Source organism: Limisphaera sp. 4302-co (assembly GCF_049537155.1).
In the GTDB taxonomy this organism is placed as follows: Bacteria; Verrucomicrobiota; Verrucomicrobiia; order Limisphaerales; family Limisphaeraceae; genus Limisphaera.
The window spans coordinates 277,039-292,299 of sequence record NZ_JBMVQZ010000001.1 but is presented as its reverse complement, the minus strand read 5'-3'; the positions used below and the strand labels follow the sequence as shown (position 1 = coordinate 292,299).

11 protein-coding genes are annotated in these 15,261 nt (G+C 66.8%); 5 read left to right on the top strand and 6 right to left on the bottom strand.

The features are described 5' to 3' along the window. The first annotated feature begins 29 nt into the window (after positions 1 to 29). Positions 30 to 722 (top strand): response regulator, encoded by a 693-nt coding sequence (locus ACPDIX_RS01055; protein WP_423429914.1) that lies wholly within the window; start codon positions 30 to 32, stop codon positions 720 to 722. On the opposite strand, the gene ACPDIX_RS01050 is transcribed toward ACPDIX_RS01055, so the two are convergent. After that, positions 629 to 2,953, bottom strand: coding sequence for an FG-GAP repeat domain-containing protein (locus ACPDIX_RS01050; protein ID WP_423429913.1), 2,325 nt, complete (start codon positions 2,951 to 2,953; stop codon positions 629 to 631). The genes ACPDIX_RS01055 and ACPDIX_RS01050 overlap by 94 nt on opposite strands. Positions 2,954 to 3,471: 518 nt before the next feature. Here ACPDIX_RS01050 and ACPDIX_RS01045 point away from each other — a divergent pair. The 3 genes from ACPDIX_RS01045 to ACPDIX_RS01035 are packed head-to-tail and all read left to right on the top strand — an operon-like array spanning position 3,472 to position 6,531. Then, positions 3,472 to 4,620: an NADH-quinone oxidoreductase subunit D gene (locus ACPDIX_RS01045; RefSeq protein ID WP_423430168.1), complete on the top strand. Its 1,149-nt coding sequence runs from the start codon at positions 3,472 to 3,474 to the stop codon at positions 4,618 to 4,620. Positions 4,621 to 4,672: 52 nt separating this feature from the next. Continuing rightward, positions 4,673 to 5,776 carry a Gfo/Idh/MocA family protein gene (locus ACPDIX_RS01040; RefSeq protein ID WP_423429912.1) on the top strand — a complete coding sequence of 368 codons (1,104 nt, stop codon included), beginning with the start codon at positions 4,673 to 4,675 and terminating at the stop codon, positions 5,774 to 5,776. Then, positions 5,773 to 6,531 (top strand): SDR family oxidoreductase, encoded by a 759-nt coding sequence (locus ACPDIX_RS01035; RefSeq protein WP_423429911.1) that lies wholly within the window; start codon positions 5,773 to 5,775, stop codon positions 6,529 to 6,531. Before ACPDIX_RS01040 ends, ACPDIX_RS01035 begins: the two co-directional genes overlap by 4 nt. Positions 6,532 to 6,579: 48 nt before the next feature. On the opposite strand, the gene ACPDIX_RS01030 is transcribed toward ACPDIX_RS01035, so the two are convergent. Together ACPDIX_RS01030 and ACPDIX_RS01025 are read right to left on the bottom strand one after the other, a co-directional pair. Next, a complete protein-coding gene (locus ACPDIX_RS01030; RefSeq protein ID WP_423429910.1) occupies positions 6,580 to 8,013 on the bottom strand; it encodes a GntP family permease in 1,434 nt (477 codons plus the stop codon). Between the two features lie 939 nt (positions 8,014 to 8,952). Next, a complete protein-coding gene (locus tag ACPDIX_RS01025; protein ID WP_423429909.1) occupies positions 8,953 to 9,417 on the bottom strand; it encodes a cupin domain-containing protein in 465 nt (154 codons plus the stop codon). A gap of 188 nt (positions 9,418 to 9,605) precedes the next feature. Between ACPDIX_RS01025 and ACPDIX_RS01020 the strand changes: the two genes are divergently transcribed. Next, the gene (locus ACPDIX_RS01020) at positions 9,606 to 10,310 is read left to right on the top strand and encodes a DUF933 domain-containing protein (protein WP_423429908.1); all 705 of its coding nucleotides are present in this window, start codon (positions 9,606 to 9,608) and stop codon (positions 10,308 to 10,310) included. A 110-nt stretch (positions 10,311 to 10,420) separates the two neighbouring features. Here ACPDIX_RS01020 and ACPDIX_RS01015 read toward each other — a convergent pair whose 3' ends face one another. The 3 genes from ACPDIX_RS01015 to ACPDIX_RS01005 all read right to left on the bottom strand — a co-directional run bounded on the left by ACPDIX_RS01015 (position 10,421) and on the right by ACPDIX_RS01005 (position 15,185). Next, entirely contained in the window at positions 10,421 to 11,332 is a 912-nt protein-coding gene (locus ACPDIX_RS01015; RefSeq protein WP_423429907.1) for a rhomboid family intramembrane serine protease, read from the bottom strand. Positions 11,333 to 11,405: 73 nt separating this feature from the next. Continuing rightward, a complete protein-coding gene (locus ACPDIX_RS01010; protein ID WP_423429906.1) occupies positions 11,406 to 12,557 on the bottom strand; it encodes an aminotransferase class V-fold PLP-dependent enzyme in 1,152 nt (383 codons plus the stop codon). A gap of 81 nt (positions 12,558 to 12,638) precedes the next feature. Continuing rightward, positions 12,639 to 15,185: a DEAD/DEAH box helicase gene (locus tag ACPDIX_RS01005; protein ID WP_423429905.1), complete on the bottom strand. Its 2,547-nt coding sequence runs from the start codon at positions 15,183 to 15,185 to the stop codon at positions 12,639 to 12,641. Between the last annotated feature and the right edge of the window lie 76 nt (positions 15,186 to 15,261).

Sequence of the window (15,261 nt, the reverse complement as noted above, 5' to 3'; positions counted from 1 at the left end):
CCCGCCTCCCTCGGGGGCAACCCGTGGTCATGAACACCAGAGCGCCCACGGTCCTGGTCATCGAAGACGACGATGACCAGTACGAGTTGTACGAGGAAACGCTCGCACCGTACAACCTGGTCCGGACACGCACCGGATCCGATGCCCTGGCCTGTCTGCGCCGGATCCAACCCGACGTCGTCATCCTCGATCACGTGCTCGAAGAAGGGGAACGCGGTCTGGATTTCCTGCCCGAATTCCGTGAACTGTTGCCGCACGTGCCGGTCATCATCGTATCCGGCGTGCTGGATATCGAGGAGCAGTTGCAGGCACTCCAGGGTCCCCGGCGTGCCCACTATTGCCTGCCCAAACCGGTGGATCTCCGTCAGCTGCGCCGGACGGTCGAGGAGGCCCTCCGGGAATGCGGCCCCAGCGAAGTCGTGCGCCAGTTCGAAGCCCTGGAACGTTCCCGGCGCATTGACGCACAGGAACTCTTGAGCCGGTCCACCGACCGCTTGAGCCGGCAAAATCGGATCCTGTCGCGCCTGCGGGGACAAAACCAACGCGCCAACATCTCCGCCCTCGCGCGGGAATTCCGCGTGTCGCGCCGCACCATCATGCGGGACCTGCAGGAACTGATCCGGCGCGGTCAGTTGCCGGAGGCGGTGTACCCGGAGTGGCGCCGGTCCATCGAAGAGTCCGAGGCCGGGCCGCCCGAGGCAGGATCGGCCGGCGCCTCCTGAGGATACACCAACACCCGGTCGTGAACGACCAGGATCAGATCATTCCGGCCATCGCCCGTGACGTCGGCAATCAGCGCCTCGCGCGGTTCCATGCGCATACCCGCGGAGCGCTGGTACGACCGCTCCTCGAACACCGGCCACCGATCCCCGGGCAGCAAACGATCCCCCGCCCATCGCACGATGTCCACATAGTGTCGTGCCGTCTCCAGAAACATCCATTCCTTCCGGCCGTCGTGATCAAGATCCCCCGCCAGCACGTCCCGCAGATAACCGTTCCGAACCGGCGTCTCGTACTGGTCCAGCTCACGCAACGACCATACCGGACCTTCCCATCGGAGGATCGCTCCGGCCTGCAGCCCGTGCAAGGCCAGTCGGGGAACCCCGCCTTCACCGGCCGGCAGCGGTTGCATGGAGGTGAAATCCGTGCGCGGCAGAACCAACGCTTCAGCGAATTGCCACAGCCCGTTGGTCTCACGGCGCGCCAACTGCAGTGTGCGGGTGCCGGCATCCAACAGGCCGAGCAGGGGCGGACCCCCCGTGCCCGGCACGACGGTGGCAGCGACCAACCGCGACTCGCGTGATGGTGCGTTGATCTGCTCCAGGACCTGGAACGACCAGGCCGATTCTCCCGCCGCAATCCCGGAAGCAGACTGTAAACGCACGGCGCGAACCAGGTTCTTCTGACCCAGCAGAAGTTCAGGCCGGCCGTCACCCGTCAGATCGGCCACCGCCAGCCACGGGTTTTCCAGCACACCGCCCGGCGGCGGCACGTCCAGTTCCTCGAATTCATCCGGCGCACGCCGGCGGAGCACCTTGATCCGCTCGTAGGAAGCCAGAAGCAGGAGATCCGTCATTCCATCCGCATCCGCGTCCTGCCAGACAACCGCGGTCAACTGTCCTTTGAACCCTTCGGCCAGGGGCAGCGATCGCGGCGCCCGGCCGGCTTGGAAGAACCGGACGAATCGTCTCCCTTCCACTTCGGTCACCACAGCCAACTCCGGAGGCCGGCCCTCGGCCGGTCGGCCCAACGCCATTCCCAGCGGCCGGCCTTGCAGCGGCATCAGTGCGGGGAAGGGCACCTGAGCCCGCGTCTCCGCATGCGTGATCCCCAGCGCCTTCTCATCCGGACTCAACAGGAACAACTCGGGCCGCCCGTCCCCGTCCCAGTCGCCCACCACCACATCGGCCACGCCCATGAGCGAGGGGAAACGGCGCGGCGCGGCCAGCCCGCCATCTTGGCCGGCCCACCAGATCAGCAGATGCCCTTGTTCAGGATCCGCGGCCAACAAATCCCATCGACCGTCCCCGTCCGCGTCCGCCCACACCACACCGCGGCGCACCTTCTCCGTGCGCGGCAGTGCAAAGACCTCCATCCACCCCTGCCGCAACGGCCCCGTGGAACGCGGCGCCGCCAGCTCGAACCGGGCCAGCAATGCTCGCCCCGATGCCTGGCCGATGCCCACCAGGTAGGCAGGCCCTTCGGTGCCGGCCCGATCCGCCCAGTACGCCCGGATGGCCGGGAATCGAAAATACACTTCCGGCCCCAACGTCCCGTCCGCTCGCTGGAACAACACACGGATCGGATCGGCACTCTCCCAGTTCACCAGCAGCAGGTCCCGCCGGCCGTCCCCGTCCACTTCCAGCACCTGGAGACTGTACGCCGGCTCACCCAGCGCAATGGGATCGGCGCGCTGCAGACCGCCCTCCGCACTCTGCCGGAACCAGTGAATCTGATACTCGCCCAACACAAAAACATCCGGGCGGCCGTCCCCCTGCAGATCCACTACGGCCAATACGTTGGGTGAAAACGGCACGTCCCGCAGCGGCCACGATACCGGTGCGCTCCAGCGACGATCACCCTCGTTGTATTGCACCACCAGCTCCTGCGGATCACCGAAGTAGACCAAATCCGGACGCCCGTCCTGATTCAGGTCCCCCACCTCCAATGCGCTGATCCGTTTTTCCGATGCGATGGACCGGATTTCGAACCGTGCATCCGGCGGCAGTTCGTTCGGTTCGCGCGACCCTTCATCGGCCGGCTCCTCCCGTGCCGCCACCGCCGGCCGGCCGGTCCGGTTGTACAACAGGGCAATGCGCGCCCGCGTGTTGTTCGCCAGCACCAGATCCTGCAGCCCGTCTCCGTCCAGATCCGCCACGCGCAGAAGGCCGATGCCCTGGTCAATGGGAAAAAGCTCGGGACCGCTGAAGCTGAACCCGCCCGCTCCACACACCGCCGTCCATCCCAGGAGCGCCCAGGCCCCGAGCGCCCTCCATCCACACGCCCGGCCGCCCCCGGTGCTGTCCTCCGACCCCCGAACCGGTTGTCCAACACCCCCCGATCCGCCTTCACATCCGGACCGTCTCCTCCCAAACAAATTCTTCATCCCGGGCGAGGGTAACCGCTCGCCGGACCAGTGCAAGAGGCCCCTCGGCAAAACCGCACACCAACCAGGCACGGATTTTCATCGGGGTCGAACGTTGTCACCGCTGCCCGACCTGCCTACAGTCAGTCCCGACGCGCCCTTCACCGGGCACCGACAGGCGTTCCCCCTGCGCGTCAGCTGGACCCGGACTTCTCCGGGATCGGGCACGCAGGGCGGGCCGGACGTGGCAGCCCTTCGCTCTGCCGGAGTGCAACCGGGCGCCTCACAGGCGAGCCGTACCGGTGAGCGGGCGCAATGGCGCAAGCAACAATCGAAAAGGCGCAAGCATGTCTCGGCATACTGAGGGTCATCCGGGCGCGGACACCATGGTTCCCGCGCGCCAGGCACGGATCGTACCATCTCATGGAGAGCAGGAGGGCGACTTCCTGGAAGTCTCCATGGGCCCCCAACACCCCTCCACACACGGCGTCTTTCGCATGGACGTCGTCCTGGACGGCGAACGAGTGGTCAAACTCAAGCCCGTCTTCGGTTACCTGCACCGCAACCACGAAAAAATCGCCGAGCAGATCAGTTACCTCGGCTCCATGCCCTACACCGATCGGCTCGACTACTTCTGCTCCCTCACCAACAACTGGGCTTACGCCCTGGCCGTCGAGCGCCTGTGCGGCATCACCGTTCCCGAACGCGCCGAGTACATCCGGGTCATCCTCGCCGAATTGACCCGTCTCCAGAATCACGCATGCTTGGCAGGCTTCCTCCTGCAGGACATGGGCGCCACCGGCACCCCTCTTATGTATGCCTTCCGCGAGCGTGAAAAAATCCTGGACCTCTTCGAGTCTCTCACCGGCGCCCGCATGATGTGCAATTACATGCGCTTCGGCGGCGTGCGTTGCGACCTGCCACCCGGGTGGGTGGACCAGGCCTGGCGCGTGGTCCGCGAATTTCCACGCTTCCTGGACGAGTTCGAAGCCCTCCTCACCGAAAACGAAATCCTCATGGCCCGCACCCAGGGCGTGGGAGTCCTGCCCGCGGAGCTCGCCGTCAACGCCGGTGTCAGCGGGCCGGTCCTCCGCGCCAGCGGCGTGAATTACGACGTCCGCAAGGTGGACCCGTACGGCATCTACGATCGTTTCCAGTTCCGCATCCCCCTCGGTGAACACGGCGACGTCTACGACCGTTACATGGTGCGCGTCCTGGAAATGCGCGAATCCCTCCGCATCCTCGAACAGGCCCTGCGCGACCTCCCGGAAGGTCCGATCCAGAATCCCCAGGTCAAACAGCGCGCCCTGCGCCCCAAACCCGGCGAGGCCTACGCGCGCATCGAAGCGCCCAAGGGCGAACTGGGCTTCTACCTCATCAGCGACGGCAGCCCGAAACCTTACCGCTACCGCGTCCGGCCGCCGAGTTTCATCAACCTCACCGTCCTCGAGGACATGTGCCGCGGTCATCTGGTTGCCGACGTCGTCATCATCCTCGGCAGCATTGACATCGTGCTCGGCGAGGTGGATCGGTGAGCCCCGCAACCCAACTGCGGCCCCAAGGCCGCCCGACCAACCGCACCAACCCATGAACCGCTCGGGACAATTGAACTTCGCCCTCATCGGCTGCGGCGCCATTGCCCTGCAAAATCACTTCCCCGGCCTGGCACTCTGTCCCGAAACACGGCTCCTCGCAGTTTGCGACACCGACCCCGCCCGGCTCGAAGCCGCCCGGCGGTGCACCGGAGCCACCGTGGCCTCCACCCGTTTCGAGGACGTGGTAACCCGCGACGACGTGCACGCCGTCATCATCGCCACCCCCAACGTCACCCACGCCCCGGTGGCGCTCACAGCCATCCAACACGGCAAACACGTCCTCTGCGAAAAGCCGCTTGCCATGAACGCCGGGGAAGCCTGGAGCATGGCCCGCGCCGCCGAACAGGCCGGCGTCCGGCACATGACCGCCTTCACCTACCGCTTCGTCCCGGCCATGCGCTACCTCGTCCACCGCGTCCGACAGGGCGACCTCGGCCAGCCCTACCACTTCCGCGCCTGCCGCCTCCAGGACTGGGGCACAAGACCCCTCGGCTGGCGACAGCGCCGCGACCTCGCCGGCACAGGCGAACTCGGCGACATGCTCAGTCACCGACTCGACTTCGGCCACCTCCTCATGGGCCCGGTCCGAAGGCTCACCGCCCACTGGCGGCGCTGGCACGAGTTCCGGGGCAACCAACCCAACGAACTCGACGAGTGGGTGGGCGTCCTGGGCGACTTCGCCAACGGGGCAACCGGCGTCTGGGAAAGCAGCAAACTCGCAACCGGCCGAAACGATAGCTGGCGCTCACCCGACACGGTCGAGCTCAACGGCAGCCACGCCACCTTCCTCTACGAAACCCGCGAGTGGAACCGGCTCTGGATCGGCCGCCCCGGCGGACAACAACTCGAATGCTTGGAAGTGCCCCGCGAGTTCTGGACCTGGCCGGGCTCGCCCCGGGACCCGGCCCAGGGCGATCCACTGGTGACGTTCCGTTACGACCAAATCTGGGAATTCGTGCAGGCCATCCGCGAGCAACGGCCCTGCGCGGTCACCTTCCACGACGGCGCGAGAGTCCAGCAGGTGATGGACGCCATCGTCCGGTCTGCCGAAACACATCAGTGGGTGGACCTCCCGGCTTGGAACCACACCTCATGAGCCAACCTTCCAACCAACCCGAAGCGGATCGCCCCCGGAACGCACCAGCACGTTACGCCGTGGTCACCGGCGGCGGTAGCGGAGTAGGGCGGGCGACCGCACTCGCACTCGCGCAACAGGGATGGTATGTGGCCATCGTCGGCCGGCGCACCGATGCACTGGCCGAAACCGTCCGCCTCGCCGGGCCACGCGGCGCACAGATGCGCACCGCCCGCTGCGATATCAGCGACCCCTCCGCCGTCAGGCGCATGGCGGCCGAACTCCTTGCGGCCTGGCCCGCCGTGGACCTGCTCGTCAACGCCGCCGGCACCAACGTCCCTCGCCGCTCGCTGGCCGAGCTCTCACTCGAGGACTACCGCGCCATCGTCGGCGCCAACCTCGACGGCGCCTTCCACTGTGTCCATGCCTTCCTCCCCGCCATGCGCCGCCAAAAACGCGGCACCATCGTCAACATCGTCTCCGACGCCGGAAAATGGGCCTCCGCCAAGGCCGGCCCCGCCTACGTGGTCAGCAAATTCGGCCTGGCCGGACTCACCCAGAGCATCAATGCCGAAGAACGTTCCAACGGCATCCGCGCATGTGCCATCTTCCCCGGCGACATCGACACGCCCTTGCTCGACAAGCGCCCCGAACCACCCCCACCCGAGACCCGCTTGCGGATGCTCCGCCCCGAAGACGTCGCCGCGTGCGTCCTCTTCTGCGTGAACCTTCCCGATCACGCCGTCGTGGAGGAACTTTTGATCCGTCCCCGATAACCCCGTCCCGAGCCCGTCGGAACCATGCCCTCCGCGACACGGCGGCTCTCAAACCGCCGGGTACACCCCGGCAAGCACCAAAGTCAGAATCAGTCCGGCCAGTGACATGCTGAAGGCCAGGACCGTCCACGTGGACAACGTCTCCCGTTCCGTCAAACCGCTGAGCCGCCCGATGACCCAGAACCCGCTGTCGTTCATCCAGGAAATCCCCAGCGCACCGAACCCAATCGCCAAAAACACGTACATCGGGTGATAGGGCAGCTGGCCCTCCTGAGCCATCGTGCCCATGATCCCCGCAGTCGTGAGCATCGAAACCGTGGCCGATCCCTGGGCAAACTTCATCAGCACCGCCATCCCCCAGGCCAGCACCAGAAGATTCACCTGCCGCCCGGCCGTCAGTGCCTGAACCGCCTCACCCACACCGGCGTGCGTCAGCATCACCCCAAACGCACCCCCGGCCGCCGTGATCAGAACCACCACGCCCGCCGTCTCCAGACCCTGCCCGGTCAGACGCGCCAGCCGCGACCAATCCCGCCCTGTGTACCGGTACGCCAGCCCCATCGCCCAGAGCGTCCCCAACAGCAGCGCCACATTCCGGTTCCCCAGAAAATCCAGCACCGGTGCTGCATCTCCCAGCCACTCTGCAGGTACAAAAGCCGTGCGAAACGACGCGGCGGCAATCAGAGCCAACGGCAGCAAAATGGGCAGCAGCGCCCCAAAAAACGTCGGCAGCTCTTCCTCTGCACGACGCGCAACCGCTTCCAACTCCGCCAGACTCATCCCCGGTGTCTCCCGCAACGGTAGATCGTGCTTGCGATTCAACCAGCGCGCCACCTGCCACCCAAACGCCACCACCAGCGCCGAACACAGCGTCCCCACGATCACTGACATGCCCAGGTCCACCCTCAGGATCTCCACCATCGCCAGCGGACCCGGGTGCGGCACCACCAGGGAATGCGTCACCGCACCCGCACAACAAATCGCCAGCACGTACAACGTGTAATCCCGCCCGGTCCGCAATCGCAGGGCCCGCGCCAGCGGAATCAACAACATGAAAAACGTGTCGAAGAAAATCGGCAGGCTCATCAGAAAACCGCCGCTCACCAGCGCCAGACCCGCCCGGCGCTCACCCGTCCACGCCAGAAACCGCCGCACCACCTTGTCCGCCGCTCCACTCTCCAGCACACACACCCCGAGAATCGAAGCCAGCGCAATCACGATCCCCACCAGGCCACACAACCGGCCCAGCTCCGTGGCCGCAACCTCCACCACCCGCAATGCGTGCGGCTGATCCGGCGCCGTCCCCAATCGCTCCAGCCTCTCGGGCGGCGCCGCCCAACCGGCCAGCAACGCCGCACCCAACAGGGCCAAAAACGGATGCACCCGCCAACGCCCGATCAGCACCACCAAAAAGACCACACAAAGCCCCAGAACAACCAAGGGCCGTCCAATGGCGATGCTTGCCGCGACCGGGACATCCATGGTTCGACGCCTCTGGCTCCGCAGCTTACGGGCTGCATCGCGGCCGGGCAAACCCGGACTCTGTCCAGCCGACCCCCTCACGAAGGCCCGCCGCCACCTGCCCCGGCTGATAGGGCACGCTCCGTTCCGTCCGTCCCTTGTCTCCTTTCGGGCACCACGCTTCACCGTTGGGCGGTCCACCGCGGCCCCAGGCCCTCCTCCCGGCAAGAACCTGCCCGGCAGCCCAACGCCTCCAAGACATCCCGTTCCAAGCCCGTCTCCATCAGGGACGACGCGGAGTGGAGCCTCGTCCCGCGCTCCGCATACCGTCGCGATCCATGAGGCGCGCACCAAAACCCGCGCCCCGGGAGCGACACACGCGGTCATCCCCGTCGAACCTGCCTGCCTTCCTTTGCCGAAAAGGGGCGCCCACGGCGACGGCCCTCCGAATTGGCCGCCCTTATCAATCGCTTGCGCCCCGGCGCGTGCGTCCACGACGCGCCCAAGCCCGCAACCGCTCGGTTGTGGGCGATGACCCAACGGTGTTCAGGGACACCGAGGAGGGTAAGCACACGCGCGCAGGTGCGGCCGAACCACGCAACGGAATCGGTGTGGGTCGTGGTGGCGAATCTGGGCGTGGTGCGAATCCAGCGGGGCCGGGGTCGATCGCACAGCCAGCCGGCTTTCATCGTGCAGACACCAGGGATGCTGATCCACGGTTTGAACGCCAATCTTGCCAGTGGCGGCCGATACCATCGGCGTGGAAGGAACAAGCCGCTCAGGGTGATGAGCCGCGGAGCCAGGGATCGGCGTGGGTGACGTCGAGTCCATGGCGAGCACGGGGCCTTCGAGCGCCATGCAGCGGGTTTGGCAGTGGCTAATCGGGGCGAGGTGCGGGGGGCAGTGCGCCGAATGCCGGTGAGGAGAGCTGCGGGTGGGATTTGGGCTTTTCGGTTGGGATCAAGGTTTCGGTGGCCAGGTGACGCCTGCCAGTTCCCCGGGCAACTGGGTCGGGTCCACCGGATAGAACAGGGAGAGGTCCGTTCCCGTGGACTTCGATCCCTGCAGGAATTCCGGTTCTTCAGGTGCACCCACGATGAGCCAGAGCACGTCGCTGTCGGTGTCGTTGAAGACCTGGCGCAGGAGTTCGGGCGCGACGAGGACGCCACCGTACCGGGGAACCGTCAGCGTGACATCGCCGATGCGGATGCGGCCTGTGCCCTCGAGGACGAAGTAGAATTCTTCCTGGCGGACGTGCTTGTGGAGCGTGTTGGCGGAGCGGGGTGGCAGGCGCCAGAGTCGCGCGGCCAGGTTGTGGCTGCCGGTGCGTTCGAGGTAATCCGCATTGGGGATCTTCATGAGGTTTGAGGGACGCCAGTGAAGATCATCCGGTGTAATGAGGCAATAGCCATGGAACGCGTTCATGAGCGGTGGAGTGTTCGATTGTCGTGTCGGTGTTTCGACAGGGCATGCGGTCGGCCGGGGTTGTCCGGCCGCTGTCCCGGAGCGGCAACATGGTCGAGCCTGCTGGAAAGTCAACTGCCGGACTGCCGCCGCGCGCGGGACACGGGCCTTGACTTGGCCGGCCGCGTTGACCGTAATTGCGGGCTCTCATGAAGATCTGTGCACTGGGGATTCCGGGTTTGGTGGTCGGGCGCCACAACGTGAAGGATCCACGGCTGGACCTGGTGGATCAGCTGGTGGAGGCCAAGAAAAAGACCTACGTCCAGGTGGACGTGGTGGGAGAGGAGGGACTGGCCTCGGCGGACGTCTTTGCCGTGGCGCCGGAGCGGCGCGCCGATCTGTTGCTGCACGATCTGGAGTTCGTGGAAAACCGACTGGGACGTGGCCCGGGCGAACCGGAGCGGTCGGCCCTGACAAAGTTGAAGTCCGCCCTGGAGGAGGATCGGACGGCTGCGGAGGCCGAGCTGACGGGCCCGGAACGGGAGGCCCTGGCGGTGCATTCCGGACTGGTGACCCTGAAACCGATGGTCGTGGCGTCGGCGGAGGAATTGGAGCGCCCGGAGTTGTTGGTGCTGCGGGCGTATGCGGCGGCCGGTTACATCAGTTTTCTGACGGTGGGAGGAAAGGAAAACCGTGCGTGGACGATCCGGCGGGGTGCCACGGCGTGGGAGGCGGCTGGGGCGATCCACTCGGATATCCAGCGGGGTTTCATTCGAGCGGAAGTGATCAGCTTTGAGGATCTGGTGGCGCACGGCGGGGAGACCGGTGCGAAGCGCGCGGGCAGGCTGCGGTTGGAAACACGGGATTACGTGGTGCAGGACTATGACGTGATGCACTTCCGGTTCAACCGGTGAGGCGCCGGGCCTGAGGTGGGGGACCTTCCGGGGGCGTGAATCGCACAGTTGCCCGTGCCCGGAACGGGCGCAGGGATGTGCTCTCGACTCGGGTACAGGCCGGGAGCGGTTCAACGGCCGGTGGAGGTCAATGCGCACGTCCAGGACAGGATGGTAAGGGCGGCTGCGGCGAGGCCCGCTGCCAGGTTCCACGCCCCAGAACGTGGAAAGCGGGGCCAGGTCAGGGCCAATCTGCCCGTGCACAGGCCGCAGAGCCAGCCCCCCAAGTGTGCGAGGAGGTCGGACCCTTCGCCGGCACCCAACAGGAGGAACAGCATCAGCCCGGCGGCAAGCGCGGCGAGGGCCCAGCGCCGATCGCTTTGAACGTGTAGGTACCACCAGAGGCCACGGATGGTGAGCAGGCCGAGTGCGCCCATGACCACGCCGGACGCGCCCAGGCTGCGGTGGTCTGCTCCGTGGACGGCCAGGGCGAGGGCGTTGCCACCGACGCCGGACAAGAGGGCGGCCAGAAAGCCCGGGCCGGCGCCGTAGGCGCCCATGGTGAGTCCGAGCAGCGGCAGACCGCACATGAGGTTCAAGGTCAGGTGCGTGGCATTTGCGTGCAACCAGGTGGCCGTGACCAGGCGCCACCATTCGCCGTTGAGGACGGCCCGGCCGTCCATCAGGCCCTGTTTCTCGTAAACGGGCGAGTACTGCTGCAGGAGGTAAAAGACCACGACCAACCCGGCCCAGGCGAGGCTGCTCCAATCGAAGAGCAGCCCTGTGGAAGGCAGTTGACTGCGCCAGGAACGGGGCCGGTTTTCGACCTCGTAGAGGGCGATGCAGGTCCGGGCCTGGGGATACTGGTCGGGGGCCACCCGGAGCTGCCAGCCCTCCGGCGTGGCTTCGATGGTGCATTCGATGCCCTGGCTGAGGAGTGCCAGGCTCCAATCCATGGCCTGCCGGGGAGACTCGGCCCGGAGGACCGGATCCCCACGAGGTTCGAACGGTGGTTGAGAGGGGGTGAGTACGGGCGGGTTCATGGGGGCAGGAGTGCGGGCGAGGGCGGGGGCGTGGCGCCGGAGGACCGGCGACCCGGCTGCTGCCTCCCTGGGGCTACAAGTTCTCGAGCAATCGTTGCAGCTCGGCGTCCGTGTTGTAGAAGTGCGGCGAGACGCGGATGTACTTCCGGCCGGACCGGTCCGTGCGCAGGGAGGTGACGATGCCGCGGTCGAGCAGTCGTTGGTGCAGGGTGGCCATATCGGTTTCCGGACGGTAGAAGGAGAGGATCCCGCCGGCGCGTTCCTGGGGTGCATCGGCGTGCAGGACGGTGTAACCCTTCTCGCGCAGGGCGGACACGAGCCAGGCGCGTTTGCGGAGGAGTTCGCGAGCGATGTTTTCGACCCCCAGCTCGAGCAGCAGTTCCATGGCGGCCTTGAGTCCCACCAGACCGAGCAGGTTGTAGGTGCCGGCTTCGAAGCGGGCCGGGCCCGATCGGAATTGGATCTCTTCCTGGGCGACGAAGTTGGGGCAGCGCACGTTGTTCCATCCGTACCAGGCGGGCTGGAGCCGTTCCTGCAGGTCGCGCCGGACGTAGAGGAGGCCGGCGGCACAAGGGCCGAGCAACCATTTGTGGGCGTCAGCGGCCAGAAAGTCGACATGCTGCAGGGGCGTGGGAAAGGCTCCCACGGTCTGGATGCCATCCACGCAGAAGAGAATCCCGCGTTCGTGAAGTTGGCGGCCGATGGTTTCGACGTCGATCCGGTACCCGCTGACGAAATGGCAACTGGCCAGTGCGACCATGCGGGTTTGTTCGTCCACCTGGCCGAGGACGTCCACGGGCCGGATGTAGCCGAGTTCCTTGGTGTTGAGGAGGCGCACCTTCACGCCGCGTTCAGCGAGGGCCATCCAGGGGTAGACGTTGGAAGGGTAGTCGTCGAAATAGATGACCAGGTTGTCCTGTCGGCGCCAGGGCCATCCTGCGGCCACGAGGCTGAGGGCGAGGGAGGTGGGGCCCACGAAGGCCACTTCGTCGGCGCTGCAACCCAGGAGGCGGGAGGCGATCTGGCGGGTCTCGCTCAGGATTTCCGGATAAACGATCCGTTCCTGATCGTACTCGGTGCCGGCCCGGGCGTACTGCGCCACGGCTTCGGCTACGCGGCGGGGCAGGGGGCAGACACCGGCGTGTGCGAGAAACACGCACTTGGCGGTGACGGGAAACTCGTGCTGCCGCAGTTCCTCATTGTGCAGGATCTCCTCGATCGTCATGCCGGGAAGGTAGCGAAGGGGCTGCGGGGTGGAAAGGGTCGGGGAGGTGGAGGCGCAGTTGGACCGCGCGGCGCCGGATTCTCAGTGCCGGCGAAGGACGAGCCGATGATCCACGCGCCGGGTTTGGTGCGGTTCGAGGGGTGGGAGGTCGGTGAGCGTGGGGGACTGGGTTTCGTTGAGGACGGTACGGGCCCGTTCCTGCAGGGCCGTCCAGCGCGGCCAGGGCAGGGGTGGGGCATGACTGATCTGGCGGAGGAGACTCCGCCACTCGATGAGCATGCGGTCGATGTCGCCGAGGCCGAGGGTTTCGGTGACCCATCCGTATTTGCTGCGTGGATCGCGGTGGACGCTGGCGGCGATTTCCGCCGCGCCCGCGCCGTAGCGGGGCGGGACGCCGTTTTCCAGGTAGCCCGGAATGGTGCGCAGGCCGTAGAGGGCATGACAGGCTGCGGCCAGTCGGCCACCCCAGCGATTGTCATCGCCGGCGAACCGGTGTCCGGCGTCCAGGTTGGCGAGGTCGTAGATCAGTTCGTCGAGAGGGTAGGACTCGTCCTCGAGCGCGGCGGCGATGGCGAGTCCGTGTCCCTGGGAAAAGAAGCTGACCAGGCGTCCGCGGAGGGTCGGATGGCCGCGGGCATCGATCAGCCCCAGTCGCCGCCAGAGGCTGACGGTGGCGGTGGCGGTGGGAAGGGCGCGGCAGGCGGCTTGCAGGGTGCATCGTGCGCATTCGCGCGGTTGGATCTCCCGAATCAGCGGCCGCCAGATGGGCACGCCGTGGCGGTCCACGGGGACGCGCAGGGTCAGGTCGGCCAGGCTGACACAGGCGATGTAGCGGTGATCCCGGCAGGTAATGTGGAGCAACGGCGTCCGGCGCTCGAGCAGGCGATCCTTGAGCCGCGGCAGGACCTGTTGTTCCCAGACCTCGCGTGAGAGTTGCCTGCCGTGCCAACCGACGAGGCGCCGCACCCACTTTTGCAGGACCACGCGGCCGTCGCGAAGTTGGTCGGCCACGGTGAGGGCGCGTCCGTAGACGGGGGGATCCCCGTGCTCTTCCAGCCGCACCAGGGTGCCCGTGCCGAGCTTTTCGAGTGCGGCGGGCACGGTGAGGGCGGGGACGAGCTCGGGCGGTGGGCCGTTCCATCCGGCTTCGGGGAGCGGTTTGGCGGGTGGCAGTTCCCGGGGCATGCCCGGCATGCGGGGCACTTTCACTTCGCGGACCGGCACTTCCCGGGCTGCGGGCAGGGGTTCCCATTCGCCGCGGCTGTTGAGCATTTCGCGGACTCGGCGTCGGACGTGGCGGGCCCGTTCGGTATCGGTTTGCAAGCCGCAGGGGACGTCACGGTGGCGGAGCGAGAATTCGACGCCCAGGGTGATCGGGTGGGAGGTGAACAGGCGTTCCTGGAGGCGCACGGCCTCTTCCAGCGGGTCCCGGCCGGTGTCTGCGGCGGCGCTCATCACGCCGAGCAGTGCCGACCAGTCCACCAGGCCGCAACGGTGGAGATGGACCGGAGCGGCGTCGCGCAGCCGGAGTTGATTGTGCGTGATCAGGATGAACCCGGCCTCGTCCAGGCCGCGTCGGCCGGCCCGACCGAACATCTGGAGGATCTCGTCCGGGCGGAGCGGGGTTTCGATGAGGTCGCGTCGATAGGAATCTGCTGCCAGGGCGACGCTGCGCAGGGAGAAGTTGATCCCGGCGGCCAGGCCCATGGTGGCGACGACCACGCGGAGTTGGCCGGCCTTGGCGAGTGGTTCCACCACGCCGGCGCGGGCGGCGTAGCTCAGGCCGCTGTGGTGATAGGCGATGCGGCATTTGAGGAGGCGGGCCAGGTGATCGCCGACCAGTTGTTTTTGGGCGGCGCTGAGGGCGAGCGGGTTGGGATTGGGCAGTTGTCGGGCCAGTTCTGTGGCCATGGCTTCGGCGGCCTGGCGGCGGGGTGCGAAGATGAGGATGGGTCCCAAACCCTCGGCGAGTGCCTTGGCCACCAGCCGCGGCCAGTAACCGGAGATCTGGGGCGGGACGTGGTAACTGAGCTGTTGGGGATCCACTTCTTCCAAGGGGACCGGCCGCTCGTCGTGCCGGATGAGCACGGGGTGGCGGCCCAGGCGTTCGAGCCAACGGACCACGTGATGGGGGTTGGCCACACTGCCGCTCAGGAGGAGCAGTCGTGTGTGGGGTGGCGCCATGGCAAGGGCCAGCTCGTAGTTCAGGCCACGGTCCGGGTCGGCCAACATCTGGTACTCATCCACGACCAGCAGGTCGGGCCCTTCACCCCGGAGCAACCGGGCCTTCTGGGTTTCCAGGGTGGCGACCAGGACGGGCGCATCCAGGTTGTCGGACAGGTCGCCGGTGGTGATGCCGACGTCCCATCCGCGGGCGCGCCATTCGGCCAGTTTGTCGTTGGCCAGCGCGCGGGTGGGCACGGTGTAGATGGCCTGGCCGCGGCAACGCCCCTGGTTGGACCACAACTCGAAGATGAGGGTTTTGCCGGCTCCGGTGGGAGCCTGCACCACCACGTCGTGTCCCGCGCGGAGGGCGGCCACAGCCTGTTGCTGCCACAGGTCGGGCACCACCATCCGTTGCCAGGTGGCCGCGTCCCCGGGCCACATGCTCTCGGCCAACGACTGCACGTGGTCAACATAGGCCGGGCGCGAGGTCGGGCCAGCCAGTTTTTGCTTCCCAAGGTCCCGGCCGGCGGCAACCTTG